The organism is Gleimia sp. 6138-11-ORH1 (assembly GCF_024814355.1).
Taxonomy (GTDB): domain Bacteria; phylum Actinomycetota; class Actinomycetes; order Actinomycetales; family Actinomycetaceae; genus Gleimia.
Genome location: NZ_JANUXV010000004.1, coordinates 39,674 through 59,731 on the forward strand (window position 1 = coordinate 39,674; position 20,058 = coordinate 59,731).

The 20,058-nt window shown below is 49.7% G+C and carries 15 protein-coding genes and 1 riboswitch; of the genes, 2 read left to right on the forward strand and 13 right to left on the reverse strand.

Features of this window, described 5'->3' with window-relative positions:
* Nucleotides 1-146: 146 nt before the first annotated feature.
* The 10 genes from NXS08_RS05875 to NXS08_RS05920 form a co-directional block, all read right to left on the reverse strand.
* Nucleotides 147-1,568 carry an MFS transporter gene (locus NXS08_RS05875; RefSeq protein WP_259138399.1) on the reverse strand — a complete coding sequence of 474 codons (1,422 nt, stop codon included), beginning with the start codon at nucleotides 1,566-1,568 and terminating at the stop codon, nucleotides 147-149.
* 68 nt (nucleotides 1,569-1,636) lie between these two features.
* A complete protein-coding gene (locus tag NXS08_RS05880) occupies nucleotides 1,637-2,749 on the reverse strand; it encodes an ABC transporter ATP-binding protein (RefSeq protein ID WP_259138401.1) in 1,113 nt (370 codons plus the stop codon).
* Nucleotides 2,742-4,490: an iron ABC transporter permease gene (locus NXS08_RS05885; RefSeq protein WP_259138403.1), complete on the reverse strand. Its 1,749-nt coding sequence runs from the start codon at nucleotides 4,488-4,490 to the stop codon at nucleotides 2,742-2,744. The genes NXS08_RS05880 and NXS08_RS05885 overlap by 8 nt, the downstream gene beginning before the upstream one ends.
* 10 nt (nucleotides 4,491-4,500) lie before the next feature.
* On the reverse strand, nucleotides 4,501-5,568 hold the full coding sequence (locus NXS08_RS05890; RefSeq protein ID WP_259138405.1) for a thiamine ABC transporter substrate binding subunit: 1,068 nt from the start codon (nucleotides 5,566-5,568) through the stop codon (nucleotides 4,501-4,503).
* A 134-nt stretch (nucleotides 5,569-5,702) separates the two neighbouring features.
* Nucleotides 5,703-5,830, reverse strand: a riboswitch (TPP riboswitch).
* A 78-nt stretch (nucleotides 5,831-5,908) separates the two neighbouring features.
* Entirely contained in the window at nucleotides 5,909-7,237 is a 1,329-nt protein-coding gene (locus tag NXS08_RS05895; protein ID WP_259138407.1) for an ABC transporter permease, read from the reverse strand.
* Nucleotides 7,237-8,076 (reverse strand): ABC transporter ATP-binding protein, encoded by an 840-nt coding sequence (locus NXS08_RS05900; protein ID WP_259138410.1) that lies wholly within the window; start codon nucleotides 8,074-8,076, stop codon nucleotides 7,237-7,239. The genes NXS08_RS05895 and NXS08_RS05900 overlap by 1 nt, the downstream gene beginning before the upstream one ends.
* A 324-nt stretch (nucleotides 8,077-8,400) precedes the next feature.
* Nucleotides 8,401-8,661 (reverse strand): DUF4235 domain-containing protein, encoded by a 261-nt coding sequence (locus NXS08_RS05905; protein ID WP_259138413.1) that lies wholly within the window; start codon nucleotides 8,659-8,661, stop codon nucleotides 8,401-8,403.
* A gap of 122 nt (nucleotides 8,662-8,783) precedes the next feature.
* Nucleotides 8,784-9,674, reverse strand: a complete 891-nt coding sequence (locus tag NXS08_RS05910; protein WP_259138415.1) for a sugar ABC transporter permease — start codon at nucleotides 9,672-9,674, stop codon at nucleotides 8,784-8,786.
* Nucleotides 9,674-11,278, reverse strand: a complete 1,605-nt coding sequence (locus tag NXS08_RS05915) for an ABC transporter permease subunit (RefSeq protein WP_259138419.1) — start codon at nucleotides 11,276-11,278, stop codon at nucleotides 9,674-9,676. Before NXS08_RS05915 ends, NXS08_RS05910 begins: the two co-directional genes overlap by 1 nt.
* Before the next feature lie 95 nt (nucleotides 11,279-11,373).
* Nucleotides 11,374-12,612 (reverse strand): maltose ABC transporter substrate-binding protein, encoded by a 1,239-nt coding sequence (locus NXS08_RS05920; RefSeq protein WP_259138422.1) that lies wholly within the window; start codon nucleotides 12,610-12,612, stop codon nucleotides 11,374-11,376.
* Between the two features lie 357 nt (nucleotides 12,613-12,969).
* On the opposite strand from NXS08_RS05920, the gene NXS08_RS05925 reads away from it, so the two are divergent.
* Nucleotides 12,970-13,977: a LacI family DNA-binding transcriptional regulator gene (locus NXS08_RS05925; RefSeq protein ID WP_259138426.1), complete on the forward strand. Its 1,008-nt coding sequence runs from the start codon at nucleotides 12,970-12,972 to the stop codon at nucleotides 13,975-13,977.
* A gap of 29 nt (nucleotides 13,978-14,006) precedes the next feature.
* A complete protein-coding gene (locus NXS08_RS05930; RefSeq protein ID WP_259138429.1) occupies nucleotides 14,007-15,746 on the forward strand; it encodes a glycoside hydrolase family 13 protein in 1,740 nt (579 codons plus the stop codon).
* Here the strand turns inward: NXS08_RS05930 and NXS08_RS05935 are convergent.
* From NXS08_RS05935 to purL, 3 genes are all read right to left on the reverse strand, one after another.
* Nucleotides 15,738-16,157: a sterol carrier family protein gene (locus NXS08_RS05935; protein WP_259138432.1), complete on the reverse strand. Its 420-nt coding sequence runs from the start codon at nucleotides 16,155-16,157 to the stop codon at nucleotides 15,738-15,740. The two genes, NXS08_RS05930 and NXS08_RS05935, sit on opposite strands and share 9 nt — an antisense overlap.
* Before the next feature lie 24 nt (nucleotides 16,158-16,181).
* Nucleotides 16,182-17,519, reverse strand: a complete 1,338-nt coding sequence (gene gdhA / locus NXS08_RS05940) for an NADP-specific glutamate dehydrogenase (RefSeq protein ID WP_259138434.1) — start codon at nucleotides 17,517-17,519, stop codon at nucleotides 16,182-16,184.
* A 169-nt stretch (nucleotides 17,520-17,688) separates the two neighbouring features.
* Nucleotides 17,689-20,043, reverse strand: a complete 2,355-nt coding sequence (gene purL / locus NXS08_RS05945; protein WP_259138555.1) for a phosphoribosylformylglycinamidine synthase subunit PurL — start codon at nucleotides 20,041-20,043, stop codon at nucleotides 17,689-17,691.
* Between the last annotated feature and the right edge of the window lie 15 nt (nucleotides 20,044-20,058).

The following is a 20,058-nucleotide window of genomic DNA, read 5'->3' on the forward strand; positions in this document are numbered from 1 at the left end:
CCCCGGAGCGTAACACGCCGAGATCAAAATCCATTTTTAATACACCCAAAAAATCAGTTCAGCAAGTTACGCTCCGCAAAATGAATCCGGCGAGTTACGCTCCGGCAAAAAAGGGCAACATCAAATCGGCGAGTTACGCTCCGAAATTAGGGGCGGGCAGAACGCCCTCGGGAAAAATCTAAGTACGCAAGCAACGCCGCAAAACTCACAAAACCAGCCGTCGCAGCAAAAACCAAAAGCACCGCCACCCCAGGTGACCAAATCGCTGAAACCGTGAAATACAAGCCCGTCAGCAAAGCCGAACCAATCGACGTGCCAATCCGCTCAGTAGTCTGCTTAAACCCGCCAGCAGTACCCCCCGAGCTCAAAGGAACATCTTCCATACTCAACGTCTGATTCGTAGAACCAAAAACGCCCTGCCCAAAGCCCATCAGCGCCAACGCAAGCAACAGCCACCAAACAGACTGCTCAAAGAAAATAATCCCCGCCATAACCACAATGACAAATAAAACACCCGCAATAACAGTAAACAAAGCAACTAAAGAAATTGCCTTCCCCCACTGCGAAACCTTCAACGCCCCCCACCGAGACCCCACGGCAGATAACAGCGCATTTGGCAGCCCCAAAGTGCCCGCGACCAACGCGGAATGCCCCAGCTCATTTTGCACAAAAATCGCCAGCACCACAAACATCGTGGGTGCTCCCATAAAATAGCTAGCGGCAGTCACCGTGCCCACCAAAAATGAACGAATCCGCAGAAGTGACAAATCCACCATCGGTTCCTTACCAACGGTCGGCAAATATTTCTCCCACTTCAGCCAAAGTACAAAAACGGCTGCTGCGGCCACCAGCATAAGCGGAAGCCACCACGAAAAAGTGCGGAAAGTAAACGGAATCAGAGTGAGTACAATCCCGCTTAAAAGCAAAACCGCGCCGAAATAATCCAGCCCCCACAAGCTGGCAGCTGCTTCACTTACAGGCTCTCCACCGTTTTCCTTCGGCAGCCAAAAATACCCGAGGGCGATCCCCAAAACCCCCAGGGGAAGATTAATGAAAAAGATATAACGCCACCCATTTTCAACGCCAATTCCAGAGATTAACGCTCCGGCAACAACCGGCCCTAAGGCTACGGAAAAAGAAACCACCATTCCGAAAAGCCCAAATGCTAGTGCGCGTTCCCTACCTTGGAAATGCTGTTGGATCATGCCGATGATTTGTGGCGAGTACATTCCCGCACCCATTCCTTGGATAACGCGAGCAATGTTTAAAAAGAACGCGGTGGGAGCTAACCCACTTAGCAAAGAACCTGTTACGAAGGCGATTAACCCCAGTATGAATATTTTTCGCCGAGAGAAGATGTCACCTAGTCTTCCGGCTGGAACTAAAGTCATGCCCACAACCAGCGGGTAGCCGGAAAGAATCCATTGTAATTGCGCGTCTGAAGCGTGAATACCTGTGGCAATGGAAGATAGGGCAATGTTCACTGAAGAAACGGCAATCAGTGACATTGCCAGGGGCACTAATAGTGTGCTGAGGATGCGTTTTTTCTTGCGTGAAATAGATTCCATGTTGCCTGTAAGTGGTTGTTTTGTCGCCTACCCCTCATTATCTGACTCTCTGTCATCACTTGCTAGGGTTATTTAGCTGCGGTGACTAAACAGACATTTTCTTGTTTAACTTTTAAACAAACCTCTGCTGGTATTGATTCCCACACTTCTAAGGGCGCTTCCACCTTAAATGAGTTCGCCAAAATCTGTCCGGTTTCACCTTGTAAGGCTACTTCTAGCTCAGTAACGCCCTGCCCAATCCTGGCATTCAATACTTTGGCGCGTACAAATGAACTCGGCGTGTTACGCTCCGCATGGGCTTTGGCGTGCTCACATGAACTCGGCGTGTTACGCTCCGCGAAAGTGAAGGTAGCTGGCGCGCAAGCTACGAATACTTCTGACACTGAAACGTTCTGCTCCTGCGCAAAATTGGCTAACGCCCCGCCCTTGAGAAAGGGGAAAAGCCCCTCGCCAACCGCTATATCTGCAGGAATAAGCGGAGCGAAACCTAAAAACTCAGCTACTTCCACGTACTGTGGGTGCTGCCAAATCTCCCGCGGGGAAGCATCTCTTAAAATCTTTCCGGCGTGCATCACGATAATACGATCCGCCACCGCGAGCGCCTCTTGCTGGTCATGCGTTACGTAGATGGCGCTCACTCCCTGCTCTTTAACGACTTTGCGGATTTCCGCCGAAAGTTGTTCTCTTAAAGCCCGGTCTAAAGCCGAAAGTGGCTCGTCTAGAAGCAGTAGCCGAGGGCGGGGTGCCAACGCCCGTGCTAAGGCAACCCGCTGCTGCTGACCTCCCGAAAGGGTACTGATCCGGCGGTTTTCGTAGCCGGATAACCCCACTAAGCTAAGTAGCTCTTGGACTCTGGCGCGTTTAGTGGCTTTAGATTCTCCGGCTAATCCAAACTCGATATTTCCCTGTACTGAGCGGTGTCCAAATAATTGTCCGTCTTGAAACATTAGTCCGAAATGGCGTTTGTGTACTGGGATGGGACGCAAATCTTCTTGGGCAAATTGCAGCGTTCCTGTAGAGGTTTCTAAACCGGCAATGGCGCGCAGTAAAGATGATTTGCCTGATCCTGAAGCGCCTAGCAGGGCAACGATCTGCCCCTGGGGGACTTGTAAATCAACGTGTTTTACAGCGTGAAATGTTCCGTAGTGAACGTTCAGGTCTGCTAAGAATAAGCTACTCACCTTTAACCTTCCTTTCACTTTGAGATGATAAGCTGCGTGGAAATGAGATCGGCGTGTTACGCTCCGGGGAGGGGGAATGGGGGTGGGAGCGGTCGAACCAGGCTTCGGCAGCTACCAGTAGCCCAGCTGCCACTAGAGCTAGAATCACGGAAGCAGCTAGGGCCATTCCCTGCTCTGCTGCCCCGGGTTTACTTACTAGCCGGTAGATTACCAACGGCAACGTTGGTTCTGCGCTGCGCGCTACAAAGGAAGTGGCTCCGAATTCCCCTAAAGACATAGCGCTGCTAAACGCGGCTGCTAGGACGATTGATCGGCTTACTAAGGGAAACTCAACTGCCGTTAAAACCCGCATCCAAGATGCTCCTAGAACTTGCGCTACTTCTAGTTGGCGGCGGTCTATCTGCTCTAATACGGGAGTAACTATGCGCACCACTAAAGGCACTGCCACCATTGCTTGGGCTAAGGGTACCAACCACCAGGAGCTGCGAAAATCTAAGGGGGGTTCATCTAAGGCAATTAGAAACCCAAACCCCACTGTGACCGCAGAAACTCCTAACGGGAGGGCAAAAAGTACGTCTAAACCTGAAAGCCCCCAGTTTAGAATTTTCTGCCGCGGACGCCGCGAAAGCACAATCGCTACTAAAACACCCACCAGCAGGGCGATCAGCATAGCTACAAAAGCTATTAGTAGAGAGCGTCCCAACGCGTAAATTGCCGGTTCTTTTAGCACGCGCACTGCGTTAGCTGCGAATAAGTCAGTGTAGTTGGAAAATGTCCACTGTCCTTTCCGGTGTAGTGAAGCTAGAATCAGATTTCCCAGGGGTAAAAGCAACAGCACCCCCACTACTATTGCGGTGAAAGCTACTGCCGGTAAATCGTTTTTGGAAACTGGGCGGGCAGGCACATCTACTCTGAGTTTTTGAGTTTTTGCTGCGTACGCTTGGGCTCTTTTTACAACCCACAGTGAAAGCCCAATCACTCCTAACTGCACGATCGAAAGCACTGCGGCTGAGCGCAGATCTAAAAGCCCGGTGGTTAGGAAATAGATTTCAGTTTCTACAGTGGAAATGGAAGTTCCTGAAAGAATCAAAACTAAGGCGAATGAAGTGGCGCAAAAGAGAAATATTAAAGCTCCTGCGGCGCTGATTGCCGGTAAGAGACGCGGCAGAGTTACCGTGAAAAATACTCGCCCTGTGGTTCCTCCCAAGGTTCGGGCTGCTTCTTCCATGCGTGGGTCTAACCGCACCCATAGGTTACCAATCGTGCGAACTGCTAAAGAATAGTTGAAGAAAACCATACCGATTACCACCGCGGTAGCAGTTCCGTCTAATGCTAAGAAGTTAAGTAAACCGCCCTCGGCAAAGAGGGTGCGGAAAGCAACTCCGACTACCACCGATGGTAAAACGAAAGGTACTGCCACTAAGCCACGGATCAGACTGCGCCCGGGGAAAGATAGTCGGTAAAGTACCCAGGCGCCCGGCACTGCCAGTAACAGTGAGATAAGCGTTGCCAGGGTGGAAAGAGAAATGGTGAAGCGGATTGCCCGCCAAACTCGGGGTTTAGCTAGCACTTCTGGAAAGCCGCTTAAATCCCACTGCCCGGCTTCATTAACAAAACCGCGTAAGATCAGTGACGCAGTTGGGTAGAGGAAGAAGATAGTTAAAAAGACGACGGGCACACCTACTGCCACTGTCACCGCTAGAAATAGCGAGACTCGTTCAAGTGGGTGTGCCCGTCGCATAGAATCTGCCTTACTTAACCATCAGTTCAGACCATTCTTCTAACCATTTTGCTTGATTTTCAGAAATAGTCTTTGCGTCTAAAGTAAATGGTTTATCAGCTAACTTACCAAATTTTGCCAGTGGTTCAGGTAGTTTAGCTTCTGGGTTTACTGGGTGCACGTAGTTATTCGCTACGAATACTTCTTGAGTTGTGGCTTTTTGCATGAATTTAACGAAAGCAACTGCACCGGCTGGGTTTTTTGCGTTCTGTAACGCTCCCACGTACTCTGCTTGTCTAAAGCAGGTCTTTGGGAGGCTGAGGATTGCTGATTCAGTGCCCTGGTCATTAACTGCCCAGGCGGGGGAGGATCCGTAGGAAACCATGAGGGGACGGTCGCCTTTTCCTTCTCCGGCTGAGAAGTCTGTGTTGAAGGCGTCAGACCAGCCTTTAGTTAGTTTCACCCCGTTTTCTTTTAAGCCGTTCCAGTAGTCTTTCCATCCTGAATCGTATTTTGCGATGGTTGCCATGAAGAAGGCTAGCCCCGGAGTTGATGAGGTGGGGTTCATTGCGACCAGTAGGTCTTTATATTTGGGGTCTTTTAGGTCGTCTAAAGTGGCGGGGATTTCCAGTCCTTTGGCTTTAAACCAAGCTGGGTCGGCGTTGATGCAGACGTCGCTTTGGTTAAAGGGGATTAACGCGGGGGCGTCAGCAATCATGAGGGCTTTTTCTGCGTCGGATACTTCCAGGCTTTCGGTTGAGAATACTTTTTCTTTAATGGCCCGGTAGGCGCTGATGGAGTCGATTCCAAAGGCTACGTCCCCTTCGGGGTTTTCTTTGGTGAGTACTAGTTTGTTGGTTAGTTCCCCGCCGGAGCCGATTTGGAGTAGTTCTAGTTTGTAGCCGGTTTCTTTTTCAAATTCGGCTTTTAGTTCGTCTGTAAATTCCAGTGAGTCGTAGGCAAGTACTTTGACTACTTCACTTGTTTTTTCCGGATTTTTTCCGGTGTCTGCGGTGGGCTTTTCAGGGTGTGTTCCGCAAGCTGCCAGAAGAATCACGCTGGTTGCAAAGACTGCCAGCGTGGAAATCATTTTTTTCATTATTTTTCCCTTGGGTTAGTCGCGCAGCTTTCTTTAAGTTTTCCGAGGACGCCTGGTTACGTTCCCTGGTTTTGTCTTAGGTACTTCGGTGTGCGCGACGAGTTTACGGTTGTAAACGATAGGAACGTATAGAACGTATTTGAGACTCGACTTCCTTCGACGGTGCTAACCGTATCAGGTTCGAGGGTCTGCGCTAAGCGCACTCTCAGCGGATTTATTTGCCTGTGTTGAGGCATTGTTCACCGCTCCCCTGTCGCAGAATTTATTCTACCCTCGACCTTTCCAGGGGGCAACGAGCCTGCCCGGGTTGAAAGGTCGAGGGTATTTGAGGGGCGTGTGGTTATATGGTTGTTTTCCTTTCAAGGAGGCGCGCTATTTCTGCGGCGGTTAAGACCATTAGTAAAGCCAGGGCGCTGCAGAGGATTACTGCTGCTACTGCCAGCAGATAGTTTCCTACGGTCATTAGTGGAGCAGAAAATGCTAATCCTAAGATGGTGGCGCCGCCAATAATCATCACTGCAGGGTAGCCTACTTCATATCGGCGAGAACGTAGCCAGTAGCCTCTGGGGGCACCCATTTTTTCTAGTGCTTTTCGTTGCGAGGCCGAGTCTAATGCGCGGATCGCTTGTTGCATGGCGGTGGACATGGCTGCTAACACGCTGGAAATCAGCATAGTTAAGATAATTCCGGTAGAGATGTCAGCTAGAATAATGAGTTCTTCTGGGCGAACATTTTCTTTGGCGGAGATAGAGTAGAGGCTGTAAAAGGCGGGGAGGGTCACCCCAACTATGAAAGAGACAAAGCCCAGGGCGCCAAAGGAACGCCACACTGCTTTAGGGTTTGCTGCCAGGCGGCGTCCGGCTAAAACGCCCTCGGCAGATTTGGCTTGGCGGGCAATGATTTTACCCAGAATCGTCACTGCGGCAACGCCCAACAAGTTCAGTAGCATTATGCTACCGGCTAAGAAGAAGATGATGATTGTTAAACCAACTGCAATTCCTGCCTGCAGAGTCATCGGGGCAAGGATGAACCAGGATCCGAAGAAAATAGCTGCCAGGATAAGGCTCCATTTGTTGATTCTAGAGACATTATTTTGCCGGATGACTCCCAGGGGAGTAATCGCAACTTGTTGCATGGCGATTAGGGCGGAAAAGCCGGTTAGAATTAGCATTCCCAGTCCCGCTAAGAGCAGGGGAAGGATTCCCATCCACATTTCTGAAGGGGAGATTGGTTCGGCTTGGAATGAGATTAAAGTCCAGATGGGGAGAGTCCCCAAGTAGAGGAAGCTCCCTAAGATTATCCCTAAAGTTGTTTGGTAGAGGGTGTCTATTACGGCAGCTCCGCGGGCAATCGCGGGGGTGATTCCGATTAGTCTGAGGGTTGCTAGGGTGCGGGCTTTACGTGTTAAACCCAGTCTGGAGGCGGCAGCTCCCATGGAAAGGGCGGGGATGATCAGGAGGGTTGCAGCGAAAAAGGCCAGCGCCAGGTGGGGTCCGGTTTCCATAAATTCGTTGCTGGGGTGCGCATTACGATTTTGGAACATGAGTACGCCACTGATTACGGCCAGGAGCACTGCGTGTGGGAGGGCAATCGCGATGATTGTCAGTGTTGAAGTTACTTTATCGCGGGAGCGGCGGAGGGTAGAGACAGCTATCTGCAGTGGTTTCATTAGTTTTCCTCTGCTTTTTCTGCGGTTTCGTAAGGTGTTGCATAGTTAGCTGTGCTGGCGGTGGCGGGGGTGGCTGCACTTGTGTTTGGGTGGGTGCTTTTGTTTTCCGAGGGCGCCATGGAGGTGCGGGAAACTACTGATTCGATCTTTCCGTCGCACATGTGGATGGTGTGCTGAAGCCAGCTGGCCACGCCTTTATCGTGTGTTACTACCACCAGGGTTGCGCCGGTTTGAGCGGTGGCTTGAGTGAGTACCTGCATTACTTCTGCGCTGGTTGCTTGGTCTAAAGAACCGGTTGGTTCATCTGCGAAAACTACCTGCGGGTTAGTGACCAGGGCGCGGGCGATAGCTACGCGTTGGGCTTGTCCGCCTGAGAGTTGTCCGGGTAGATACTTGCCACTACCGGCAAGTCCCAGGGACGCTAATTGGGTGTCAGCTTTTTGTAAAGCCTGTTTCTTAGGTACGCCCAAGAGCATCAGTGGAAGAGCGACGTTTTCAGCGTTGGTTAGTTCTGGAAGAAGTTGTCCATCTTGAAAGACAAATCCGAAACGTCTTAAACGGAGAGTGGACAGGTCAGTTTCTTTCATGCCTGCCAGTTCTTGCCCTTCAATGCGGATTGAACCGGCAGTGGGGGTGAGAATTCCTGCGGTTGTGTGTAAAAGAGTGGTTTTGCCGCAGCCTGAGGGCCCCATGATGGCTACTTGTGAGCTGCGCGCAATGTGGAGGGTGACTTCATTCAATGCAGGTACTATTACGCCTTCGCGCTGATAGTGTTTGGTCAGTCCGCGCAGGTAGATTCCGGTGTTGTAGTTAGATTCTTGATTTACGTTTAGATTCATATTTCTAGTGTGCGCTTTAACAAGTTATGTTGCCTATGAGGGGATTCCCTGGTTGTGCCCTGATTTTTCTCCTGATTAGCCTCAGGTTTTCCCCGATACACCGTTCTTTATCTGATAAGCATCTTTTGCCGGATAAACGCCTTTATCCGCTTAGCACTTTTTATCAGGTAGGTGTCTTTTCAAGTAGGCGTCTTTTCAAGTAGGCGTCTTTTCAGATAGGTGTCTTTTTCAGGTAAGTGCCTTTGCAGGTAGTTGCCTTCTGCTGTACTAAGCAAGTAGGGGGATACTCTATTTGAGTATCCCCCTACTTATAAAGGTTTTCGTTTAGGCAGTTTGTGTGCGGGCTTCGCGTTTAGCAATAACTTTCTTAGTTCCGCGAATCACGTAGCGGCGCACTAAAGTTAGGGCCACTGCGGAAACTGCTGCAAAAACGAGCATTTCCAATAGTTCTACGGTTTCTTCATCTTCTTTAGCAGGCGAAGGGCGCCCGGTTACCAGTTCCCAACCTTTGTCTATGATTTTGTCGGTTACAAAACCAGCTCCGGCTACGGATCCAAGTGAAATCAGTTTATTTGTTACATCCATAACTAATACTCTATCTCAGTTAAGAAGCTTACTGGGGGATTTCTTTTGTTCACTTCCAAATTTATGTTTGCACCGTGGAACTACTGTTCCACGGTGCAAACATAGCTAAGCGGGCTTTACGTTTAGCCTTTCACGGATCCACCCGTTAAACCTGCCACAATGTACTTTTGGAGGAACAGGAAGAGTGTGAGGATCGGCAATGAGGCGATTACCGCTCCGGCGGTGAACCAATCCCAGTGCTTTTCGTTACCACCCACCCATTTGTTCATCCCAATTGCGATGGTCCAGTTATTGTCTCCAGTGAGGATAACTGAGGCTAAAAGGAAGTCGTTAAAGGCGGCGATGAATGACAAAAGTGCAACCACTGCCAGGATTGGCGTTACCAAAGGCATGATAATGGTCCAATAGATCGTGGCGTGTGAAGCACCGTCAATACGAGCGGCCTCATCGAGTTCCATCGGGATAGAGTTGAAAGTACCGTACATGAGGAAGGTATTTGCCCCCAGGGCACCACCTAGATATACGGCAATCAACGCGTACTTAGAGTTTAAGCCTAAAGCGGGAACAATATCCCCTAAGGTTACTAACAGCGAGAAGATCGCTACGAATGCTAGTAACTGTGGGAACATTTGGATAACCATCAGGCTTAAGAGTGAGCCCTTACGCCCTTTGAATCGGTAGCGTGAGAAAGCGAAAGCTGCTGCTGCGCCCATAATCACGGTGCCGATAGAGGTAATAATCCCGATTTGGAGGGTATTTAAAAACCAGGTCCAGAACTTAGTTTGTTCTCCCAGTTCGCGGAAGTTCTCAAACGAGATTGCTGAAAACAAGCTATTGGAAGAAGAAAGTGTTGTGCCGGTGGCTGGGTTTAAAGCAGCTGAGAAAACGTAAAGAATCGGGAAAATAGAGTAGATTACGGCAAGAACGCCCACTACGTGACGGAACCCGATTTCTCTAAACCAGTTTCCCCAGGTTTTCTTATTGTCTGTTGGTGCTACAGTTTTGGTGCTCATCATTGGGCTCCTTCAATCGACTTGGAACGCTTGAAGCTAATCATCGAAACTGTGCCGACGATAATGAAGATCATGATGGACATAGCAGATGCTAAACCGTAGTCGCGCGCTGCTTTACCAGATAGACCTGCTACCGAGTAAACCATCGAAATCAAAATGTCTGTGTGTCCCACTGGAACGGAAGCATCCTTAAAGGCTGGCCCGCCGTTGGTCAACATGTAAATCAAGTTAAAGTTGTTGAAGTTGAAGGCGAAGGACGCAATCAACAGCGGGGAAACTTGAATCATCAGCTGCGGCATAGTGACGTAACGCCAAATTTGGAAGCCGGTTGCCCCGTCAATCTTGGCAGCTTCATTCAACTCTGAAGGGATTGATTGAAGTGCTCCAGTACAGATTAGGAACATGTAGGGGAAGCCCATCCAAAGATTCACAAACAGTACTGCACCTTTAGCCAACCAAGGGTCAGTTAGCCAAGGAATTTCTGCTCCACCGAAGAAAACCTGGTTGAAGAAACCGTACTTTGCATTCAGCATACCGGCAAAGAGGAAGGCTGACATGAATGCTGGGAACGCATAGGGCATCAGCATTAAAGTACGGTAGATTTTGCGTCCTCCCATACGAGAGTCATTCATAACTAACGCTAAAATCATTCCCAGTAAGAAAGTAGTGATTACGGAAAGGAACGCGAAAGCCACTGTCCAAAGAAGAACTTTGAAAAATGGGGTGGAGTAACGAGAGTCAGAGAAAGCTCGTTTGAAGTTATCAAGCCCTACCCAGATTTGGTAGCCGGTATCTAACCGTTCGCCGTCTTCAGCGACATAGAAACCAACTGTGTCATCAGCGGTGTAGACTTTCCCCGTCTTCAAGTCGGTGAGGGAGTAGTTTTCCTTATCAAAAGTCATAGTTGATTCGAAAACATAACCGGTTGAAGCATTTTGCGTACCGATTAAACCGTCTTTCGGATCGTCAGTAAGCGGAACTCGCAAAGCAATCACTTCTGCTTGGCGCTCCCCCAGTTTCCCAACGTTTACGATTTCCCAACCGGGAACTTCAGTAAGAATATTTCCAGCGCGTTTTACGCCCTCGACTTTTTGGAATGGCTCTTTAGCCGTACCAACTTTAACATCATCGCCGTCAATGATTGCAAAACCGAACTCACCGTTGCTTTCCACAATGGTGAGGGGGTATTCAGCAGTTCCTTCTACCCGATCAACTCTTTGTCGTAAGAGGGACTGTGCGGCAGAGTCTTTGTCCAGCAGGTGGCGGTCGCCGTAGTTAGTGAAAGCAATGTAGCCGGTGTACCCCATAACAAACACCTGGAAGATGAGGAGGAATACCAGGCCTGGTGCCATGTATTTCAATGCCAAGGTTCGGGGTGAGAAGTACACGTAATCAACTAGGAGCAAAATCGTTAAAGAGGCTCCGAAAATAATCCAAGATTGAGAAGTGTAGGCAGAGACAATAATGTAAACACCGAGGGCGTTTACTAATGCCATTAAGAACAGTTTAATGAAGAAACCAGCTGACCACATGGTGGCGGGTGAGTCGCCGGTGGCCGGTTTATTCTTTGTAGACCGTGAGGTTTGGTCAGTTTTTACACTCATATTTCCTCGCTTCGTTGCGTAAGGATAAATAAAGAACATGGCGTGTAGCCAGCAGTTTTCTGCTGACTACACGCCATTTTAGTCGCTAAACACGGTTACTTAGATGATTTTGCGATATCGGCTTCGATATCAGCAACCATCTTTTCCCAAGTAGCTTTTGGATCTTCACCGTTGATGATAGCTGCTTCAGTCTTACCCCAGAAGCCCCATACCTGTCCCATTGCTGGGATGGATGGCATCAATACAGAGCCTTCAGCAACTTTACCGAATGCTGCGGTGATTGGGTCAGAAGCTGCTTCTGCAGCTTCCTTTAGAGCTGGCTGGCGGTTACCGGCTTCGTAGATGGCTACCTGAACTTCTTTGGTACCAATGTAGTCGGTGAGGAACTGCGCTGCCAGCAGGGAGTTCTTTGACTTAGAGGATACGTAGAAGCCCTGTACGCCTACGAATGGCTGTGCTGGCTGACCACCTGCGGATGGGATTGGGTCGATGGCAACTTCAATGCCTGACTTTTTGATGTCGCCAATCATCCAAGGGCCACCAATGATGTATGGTGCATCGCCGTTACGGAATGCTTCCAAAGCGATGTCGTAAGTGATAGCGGTATCAAGGTAGCCGGTACCGGTCTTACCATTTGCTTTGAGCCATTCAGCGAACTTAACACCGTTGTCTCCACCTAAGCCCAGCTTGTTGGTGTAGCCGTTAGCATCAGATTCAAATACTGGTGCGCCGAAAGAAGTCTGGAAAGCGTAGTAGTTGTAGCCGTCACCTTCTTCACCAGTGGGGATTACGAATGGGTACTTGGTGTTAGCTGCCTTGCCCTTTGCAACGAATTCGTCGAAGGTAGCTGGAGTGGAGTCTGCTAGCTTAGTGTTACGAATAACTGCTAGGTTTTCAATCGCGTAAGGCAGACCGTAGGTCTTTCCATCGTAGGTGAATGCCTGGACGGAAATATCAGCAAAGCCGCTTGCCTTGTCGCCAAGTTCCAGTGGAGCTACGGTTCCGTTAGCTACGAAAGTTCCCAACCAGTCGTGTGCGCCAACAGTGATGTCTGGACCTTCACCGTTAGATACCTGGGTTTGGAATTCGTCTTTAATCTTGCCGAAGTCTTTAACTACTACGGAAACTTTGTTGCCGGTAGCTTCTTCGTACTTCTTAGCAACCCCTTCGATAACTTCCTTACGGTTGTCATCTACCCAGATGGTTAGAGCTACTTCGCCAGTGCCCTTATTGTCTGGCTCGCTTGTTTTATCGTTAGTAGCGGTTGTTCCACCACAGGCGGCTAGGCCCAGGCTGAGAACAGCTGCAGTTGCAAATACAATGCCGCGTCGCATTTCATCTCCTCATCAGTTTATGTTTTTGTTTCATTCAGTCAGCTTCAACGCTTGCAGAATGTCGAGAATAATTTAGTAACTTCCGCGGAGTTTTGCAACACCTTTCAGAAGTTTATTCTTTCGTATTTTATTATATCCTTATTTTTCGTTGAAATATCGCAATTTACGTGGGTTGCTTTTTGGTAACGATCAACACGAGTTTTAAAATTCCTGTAAGATTTTACATGGGTTAGCGGAAGTTACCTTTCAGCAAAGATGTTGTTGGCAACTTAAGAACACATTTGATTTTCACACTTTATAAAGTCGTTTCTTTCACCGCTTAAGTTACTTTAGAATGCTCATTTCAGGAGTCAGATAATGACAAATCGGATTAGCTTAGCGAAACTCGCTAAGCAAGCTGGCGTTTCGACCGCCACAGTATCGCGCGTATTGAACGGTAAAGATGTGGTGGCGCCAGAAACTCGGCAAGCAGTTCTCACCGCCATTGATCTGCTCGGATACGAACGTCCTGAAAAGCTCCGTCGCCGCCCCACTCGGTTAATCGGTTTAATCATTCCCGAATTATCTAACCCAGTCTTCCCACTTTTTGCACAATACTTAGAAAATGCTCTAACGTCGCACGGTTACACTCCGATTCTATGTACGCAACGCGCCGGAGGAGTAACTGAAGACACGCACGTGCAGCTACTTTTAGATCATGGGATTAACGGACTAATTTTCGTTTCCGGCTTACACGCAGATTTGGAAGCTAACCCGCAGCGCTACCAAAAACTGATTGAACAAAAAGTTCCCTTCGTAACTGTCAATGGTTCTAATCCGGTGATTAAAGCCCCAGATTTTTCTTTAGATGATGCTTTAACTATGCGCCAAGCAATCCGCCATCTGCGCAGTTTAGGGCACAGTCAGATTGGCCTGGCAGTAGGTCCTTCTCGGTTCGTCCCCGTTTCGCGTAAAACCGCTAGTTTTAAAGCAGAAATGCAAAGACTTTTCCCCACTCAGCCAGTTCACGTCACCAACACTCTATTCACTCTCGAGGGCGGACAGGCCGCAACTCAAAAACTATTAGATTATGGTTGCACCGCGATTATCTACGGTTCTGACATTATGGCTTTAGGTGGAATACAGTACTGTCAGGCAAATGGGGTGAGTGTTCCTGATGATTTATCGATTATCGGTTTTGACGACACTCCCCTAATTCGGTTCACCTCACCGTCTTTAACTACTTTCCGCCATCCCTTACAAGAAATGTCACAAATGGCTGTTTCCACCCTAAATGACATGATTAACGGGGTTGATTTAGAACCTCATTCGATGACTTTCCAATCAGAACTTTTCGTACGCGAATCCACGTCCACTTTGGCGTGAACTAACTTTAGGATTACTAAGGAGCAAAAGTGCCTTTTGAAAACGCAGTTTTACTACACCGCCCCACCCAAAGTTCACAGTGGTGGCGTTCTGCAGTCATCTATCAAATCTACCCGCGTTCCTACGCGTCCGCCGGAGTGGGAACTCAACCAGGGGTAGGTGATTTACCTGGGATCACCCAGCGTTTAGACCATATTGCAGAACTGGGTGCAGACGCTATTTGGCTTTCTCCTTTCTACGTTTCCCCACAAAAAGACGGTGGATACGACGTTTCTAACTATCGGGACGTCGATCCTCTTTTCGGTACGTTAGCTGACGCAGACGCGCTTTTAACCAAAGCGAAAGAACTGGGATTAAAAGTCATTGTCGATTTAGTTCCCAACCACACTTCAGATCAACATCAGTGGTTCCAGGACGCTTTAGCAGCTGGAATCGGTTCTGCCGAGCGAGAACGGTATATTTTCCGCCCCGGAACTGGGGAAAATGGAGAGCTTCCCCCCAACGACTGGGAATCGATTTTCGGTTCAATCGCTTGGACTCGAGTATGTGACAGAGCTGACGCACCTGGTTCAGCTTGGGAAAATGACCCCAGCTGGTATCTGCATCTTTTTGATTCTTCCCAGCCCGATCTAAACTGGGAACACCCCGAAGTGCGGGAAGAATTCCACGATATCCTCCGCTTCTGGCTCTCCCGAGGCGTTGCCGGTTTCAGAGTTGATGTGGCGCACGGCCTGGTAAAAGACCCCACTTTACCGAACTGGCAGTTCCACTGGAAAATGGTTGACGGTGGCTCCGCTTCCGCATCCGATGTGCCTCCCCCACCCATGTGGAATCTGGAGGGCGTTCATGAAATCTACCGCGAATGGCGGAAAGTTCTAGACGAGTTCGATACAGAGCGTATCTTAGTTGCCGAAGCCTGGGTTTCTCCCGAACGGGGAATTGCAAAGTACGTGCGCGCAGATGAAATGAATCAATCGTTCAACTTTGATTTTCTCTGTTGTGAGTGGGAGCCAACGGCCCTGCGAGAAGTAATCAGTAAGTCTTTAGCGGCTATGGATCAGGTGGGCGCCCCCACTACCTGGGTTTTATCTAACCACGACGTGGTCCGAGCTGCTTCACGGATGGGGCTTTCTAAAACTGGTAAAGGCCCCAATGGGATTCGTTCCTTTGAAGAACAACCCAATCAGCCACTCGCCTTACGCCGCGCCAAAGCCGCACACGCCCTCATGTTGGCACTCCCCGGCTCAGCCTACATTTATCAAGGAGAAGAGTTAGGTTTACCAGAACACACTATGCTTCCTGATTCCGTGCGGCAAGACCCTGCTTTCTTCCGCACTCAGCAGGCAGAAGCAGGTCGGGACGGGTGCCGAGTGCCACTACCGTGGGAGGCAAATGCCCCTGGTTTCGGGTTTAGTCCCACCGGAGACACCTGGCTTCCGCAACCATTATTTTGGGAAGATCTGGCAATAGACCGCCAGCTCAACGACCCCAATTCGCATCTGAGTTGGTATCGGCATATGCTGCAGTTACGTAAGCGCCTGCAGTTAGCCGAGGGCGGTTTGCTAGACGTAACTGGTTTCGCAGATTTAGCGGGCTTCGGATTAGCCTATGTGAATCAAAGCTCCTACGGTGAAGTAGTAGTCGCCACGACTTTCACAGAACCGACAGTGATTTCCTCGAAATGGCAAGTTCTCTTTAGTTCCGCAGATCTAATTACCACCTCAGGTGGTTTAGAAGTTCCTGCCGATACGACCGTGTGGTTAAAGTAGGGGAAACAGGTGGCCGATTTCGGCTCTTTCACCAGAGGCTTCCACCTGCAATGGTTTTCCAGAACTACCGATAATTTTTCGTTTAGGGTTGGTATCGCCCTCGAGAATTTCCTGCCAAGTGTATTTTCCAGCTGCTAAGGCAACGAAAGTTTCCATACTCATTTCCACCACAGCTGGGGGTGTGCCTCGCCGGTGTACAGTTCCACCCAGGATTTGCACTGCCCCTGCCGGGGGAACGCGAACTTCAACTGCGCGCCCAGGAGCTAGCCGCGCTAACTCTTGTAGCCCCCAACGCACCGCAGTTTTCCATTCTCTTGAAGTGCAAGTCTGCGCTGGAATCTCACCGTTAAGCACAGCTAAACCAGCTTTAAGCGCAGCTAAACCAACTTCGTCGCTAATCTGTTTTGCCACTAGAATCTTTCCTTAAAACTAAGGTCAGATTACTCCGTGATCCAACATCGCGTCAGCAACGCGGGTAAATCCAGTAATATTTGCACCCAGCACATAGTTACCTGGTTCACCGTATTCCTCAGCAGTAGCTAAACAGTCATCGTGAATACTCTGCATGATGGCAGTTAGTTCTGCTTCAGCGCGGGCAAAAGTCCACTTCGCACGGGAAGCATTTTGTTGCATTTCCAAAGCGGAAGTAGCTACCCCGCCGGCATTAGCGGCTTTTCCGGGAGCATACAGAATCTTCGAGCTTTGGAAAAGTTCCACCGCTTCCGGAGTGGACGGCATATTTGCGCCCTCGGAAACTACTTGGCAACCGTTTTGCAGCAAAGTCCGCGCCTGCACGCCGTTAAGCTCATTTTGGGTGGCACACGGTAAAGCAATCTCAGCCGGAACATCCCAGACGCTTCCTTCCGCAGAGAAAACTGCCCCCTGTCGGCGAGTAGCATAGTCAGAAACGCGGCCTCTTTCAACTTCTTTAATCTGCTTTAACAGCTCTAAATCAATCCCCTGCGGGTCATAAACCCAGCCGGAAGAATCAGAAATCGTAATCGGTAAAGCGCCCAGCTGCTGAGCTTTTTCAATCGCATAAGTAGCTACATTTCCAGACCCAGAAACTAAAACACGCTTACCTTCAAGGTCTTCTCCACGAGTTTTCAACATCGATTGGGCAAACAGTACCGTACCGTAACCGGTAGCTTCGGTACGCACTAAAGAACCACCCCAACCAAGTTTCTTCCCGGTTAAAACTCCGGACTCAAAGTGGTTAGTCAGCCGCTTATACTGTCCGAATAGGTAACCAACCTCGCGGCCACCTACCCCAATGTCACCGGCTGGCACGTCAGTACCCGCCCCAATGTGGCGAAATAATTCCGTCATAAAGGACTGGCAAAAACGCATAATTTCATTATCGGACTTGCCGTGCGGATCAAAATCGGAACCGCCCTTACCGCCGCCAATTCCCTGCCCGGTAAGCGCATTTTTAAAGATCTGCTCAAAGCCAAGGAATTTAACGATATTAGCGTTCACGGAACGGTGGAAACGAATCCCTCCCTTATAGGGGCCTAAAGCGGAAGAGAACTGCACGCGGAACCCGCGATTTACCTGTACCCGACCGGCATCATCTACCCAGGGAACGCGGAACATGATGAGGCGTTCTGGTTCAACTAGTCTTTCAAGTAAAGCGTGATCAGCGTATTTCGGATGTTTTTCCAACGCTGGTGTGAGAGATTCAAGCACTTCGTGGACTGCCTGCAAGAACTCAGGTTCACCTGGGTTCCGACGAACTACCTCTGCAAAAACCTCTTCAACCCGGTTAGTCATATATGTTCTCCTGTAGATTCCGTTTTACGCATTTTCCTTTAAGTGAACTTTGCTCTCTCACTGCAAAAGCTCCTCTATAAGTAAACCGCATCAGGAACTCTTTGGGAAATGCTCGTAAAACGGAATCTACTATTATGCTTATCCTAAAGGCCTTGTTTTCACCCAGAAATCAGAAATATTTTGGTAAAACTGCAGCCATTTCTGCTTGCAATTCTGAGACCCGTAATACCAGGGGACCTACTTCTCCGGGTTCACCAAAGCTAGCCACAGTAGCCTCTGGAGCCCCCAAAAGTTCCGGATCAAAATTCGCTGCATCTCCTAAAGAGTCAGCTCCGGCGATAGTAAGTAAAGTTCCGCCTGCTACCCCAATGCGGTAGCAGGAAACCCCCTCAGCTTCACAAGCTGCTAAGACAGCTTGGTGAGCGCCCTCGGGAGCCGCCACAATGGCGCGTCCTTGGGTTTCAGAAAAGAGTGCCACGAAATCTGAAATCTCGTTATCACGCACCAGGGCAGAAATATCTACCGAAGCGCCAATTCCTGCGCGAGTACAGGCTTCCACAAGGGCTTGGACTAAGCCCCCATCGGAAATGTCATGAGCTGCGGAAATCAGTGGCTCTCCATCAGGACCATCTTGGTTAATCAGGGCGCGCAAAACGTTTCCTAAAGCAACTTCTTTCGCGAAATCAACTACCGGAGGATGCCCTCCTAAGTGACCGTGAACTTCCCGTGCCCACGCGGAACCATCTAACTCATCCTGCGTACTTCCCAGCACATAAATCGCCAGGCCTTCTGAGAACCATCCCGCCGGGCGGGTGCGGCGCACATCTGCAATCACTCCCAGGACACCCACTACCGGAGTGGGGTTAATAGAGGAGTCAATCAACCCCTTTTCTTTACCAGAAGAATTGTATAGGGACACGTTTCCGCCAGTTACGGGAATTCCCAGAGTTTGACAGCCGTCTGCTAAACCGGTCATTGCGGTGACCAGCTGCCACATGGCGTCCGGGTCTTCTGGATTTCCAAAGTTTAAGCAGTCGGTAACTGCCCTTGGCTCTGCCCCGGAAATACATACGTTCCGGTAGGCTTCAGCCAGGGCCTGTTGCGCACCCACATAAGGGTCTAGCTTGCAGTACCAGCCGTTCGCGTCAGTTGCAATCGAAATTCCCAGGTTAGTAGTTTCATCTACCCGCACTACCCCAGCATCATCAGGCTGAGCAGAAGCCGTGTTTCCACGCACGTAGCGGTCATACTGGTCAGTTACCCAGTTTTTCGCTGCCTGGTTCGGGCTATTTAACATGGCAACTACTTGTTCTTTAATTTCTTTTCGATTGCTCGGACGCGCCAGTTTCGACGAGTCGTGAATCTGAAGCTCATCTAACCACAGGGGCCGCGCGTAGGGACGATCATAAACTGGGCCATCATGTGCCACAGTTTTTGGATCTACGTCTACAATTCGTTCTCCGTAGTGGTCAATTGTCAAACGTCCGTCACCGGTTACCGTTCCAATCACCGCAGCTTCAATATCCCATTTGCGCATGATTTCCATGAAGCGTTCCAGATTTTCTGGAGTAACTACCGCCATCATCCGTTCTTGGGATTCAGACATGAGAATTTCACCGGCGGTGAGAGTCTCATCGCGTAACAGCACTTTTTCAAGATCTACGTGCATACCAGAGTTACCATTTGACGCCAGTTCAGAGGTGGCGCAAGAGATACCGGCAGCACCCAGGTCTTGAATGCCTTCCACCACGCCTGCGTCAAAGAGTTCTAAACAGGCCTCAATCAGCACTTTTTCCATAAATGGGTCGCCCACTTGTACTGAGGGGCGTTTGGTGGGCATTCCGTCTTCAAAAGATTCAGAAGCCAAAATGGAAGCGCCCCCAATACCGTCACCACCGGTGCGAGCCCCAAAGAGAACTACTTGATTCCCAACGCCCTCGGCGTTAGCAAGGTGAATGTTCTCATGGCGCATAACTCCCACGCACAGGGCGTTTACCAGCGGGTTGCCCTGGTAGGACGGGTCGAAGTCGGTTTCTCCACCAATATTCGGTAGTCCCAGGCAGTTTCCATATCCGCCTACCCCAGCGACTACGCCGTGAACAACTCGCGCGGTATCAGGATGTTTCGGATCGCCAAAACGAAGCTGATCCATAACTGCGATGGGGCGAGCTCCCATAGAGATAATGTCGCGGACAATCCCCCCAACGCCGGTGGCTGCTCCTTGGTAGGGTTCTACAAAGGAAGGGTGGTTGTGAGATTCTACTTTGAAAGTAGCGGCCCAACCGTCGCCAATATCAACTACTCCAGCATTTTGGCCGATCCCCACCATCAGATGTTTTTTCATTTCCGGGGTGGTTTTCTTTCCAAACTGTTCACTAAGGTGTTTTTTGGAGGACTTGTATGAGCAGTGTTCGGACCACATTACCGAGTACATGGCCAGTTCTGCGTTAGTGGGGCGGCGGCCCAATAGTTTGACGATAGATTCATATTCGTCGGCTTTGAGCCCCAGTTCTTGCCAGGGCATTTCTTTGTCGGGGGT

Excerpts from the sequence above, each read along its gene's own strand:
- NXS08_RS05875 (WP_259138399.1), bottom strand. The coding sequence starts at position 1,568 with ATGGAATCTATTTCACGCAAGAAAAAACGCATCCTCAGCACACTATTA.
- NXS08_RS05885 (WP_259138403.1), bottom strand. The coding sequence starts at position 4,490 with ATGCGACGGGCACACCCACTTGAACGAGTCTCGCTATTTCTAGCGGTG.
- NXS08_RS05890 (WP_259138405.1), bottom strand. The coding sequence starts at position 5,568 with ATGAAAAAAATGATTTCCACGCTGGCAGTCTTTGCAACCAGCGTGATT.
- NXS08_RS05895 (WP_259138407.1), bottom strand. The coding sequence starts at position 7,237 with ATGAAACCACTGCAGATAGCTGTCTCTACCCTCCGCCGCTCCCGCGAT.
- NXS08_RS05900 (WP_259138410.1), bottom strand. The coding sequence starts at position 8,076 with ATGAATCTAAACGTAAATCAAGAATCTAACTACAACACCGGAATCTAC.
- NXS08_RS05905 (WP_259138413.1), bottom strand. The coding sequence starts at position 8,661 with ATGGATGTAACAAATAAACTGATTTCACTTGGATCCGTAGCCGGAGCT.
- NXS08_RS05910 (WP_259138415.1), bottom strand. The coding sequence starts at position 9,674 with ATGAGCACCAAAACTGTAGCACCAACAGACAATAAGAAAACCTGGGGA.
- NXS08_RS05915 (WP_259138419.1), bottom strand. The coding sequence starts at position 11,278 with ATGAGTGTAAAAACTGACCAAACCTCACGGTCTACAAAGAATAAACCG.
- NXS08_RS05920 (WP_259138422.1), bottom strand. The coding sequence starts at position 12,612 with ATGCGACGCGGCATTGTATTTGCAACTGCAGCTGTTCTCAGCCTGGGC.
- NXS08_RS05925 (WP_259138426.1), top strand. The coding sequence starts at position 12,970 with ATGACAAATCGGATTAGCTTAGCGAAACTCGCTAAGCAAGCTGGCGTT.
- gdhA (WP_259138434.1), bottom strand. The coding sequence starts at position 17,519 with ATGACTAACCGGGTTGAAGAGGTTTTTGCAGAGGTAGTTCGTCGGAAC.
- purL (WP_259138555.1), bottom strand. The coding sequence starts at position 20,043 with ATGCCCTGGCAAGAACTGGGGCTCAAAGCCGACGAATATGAATCTATC.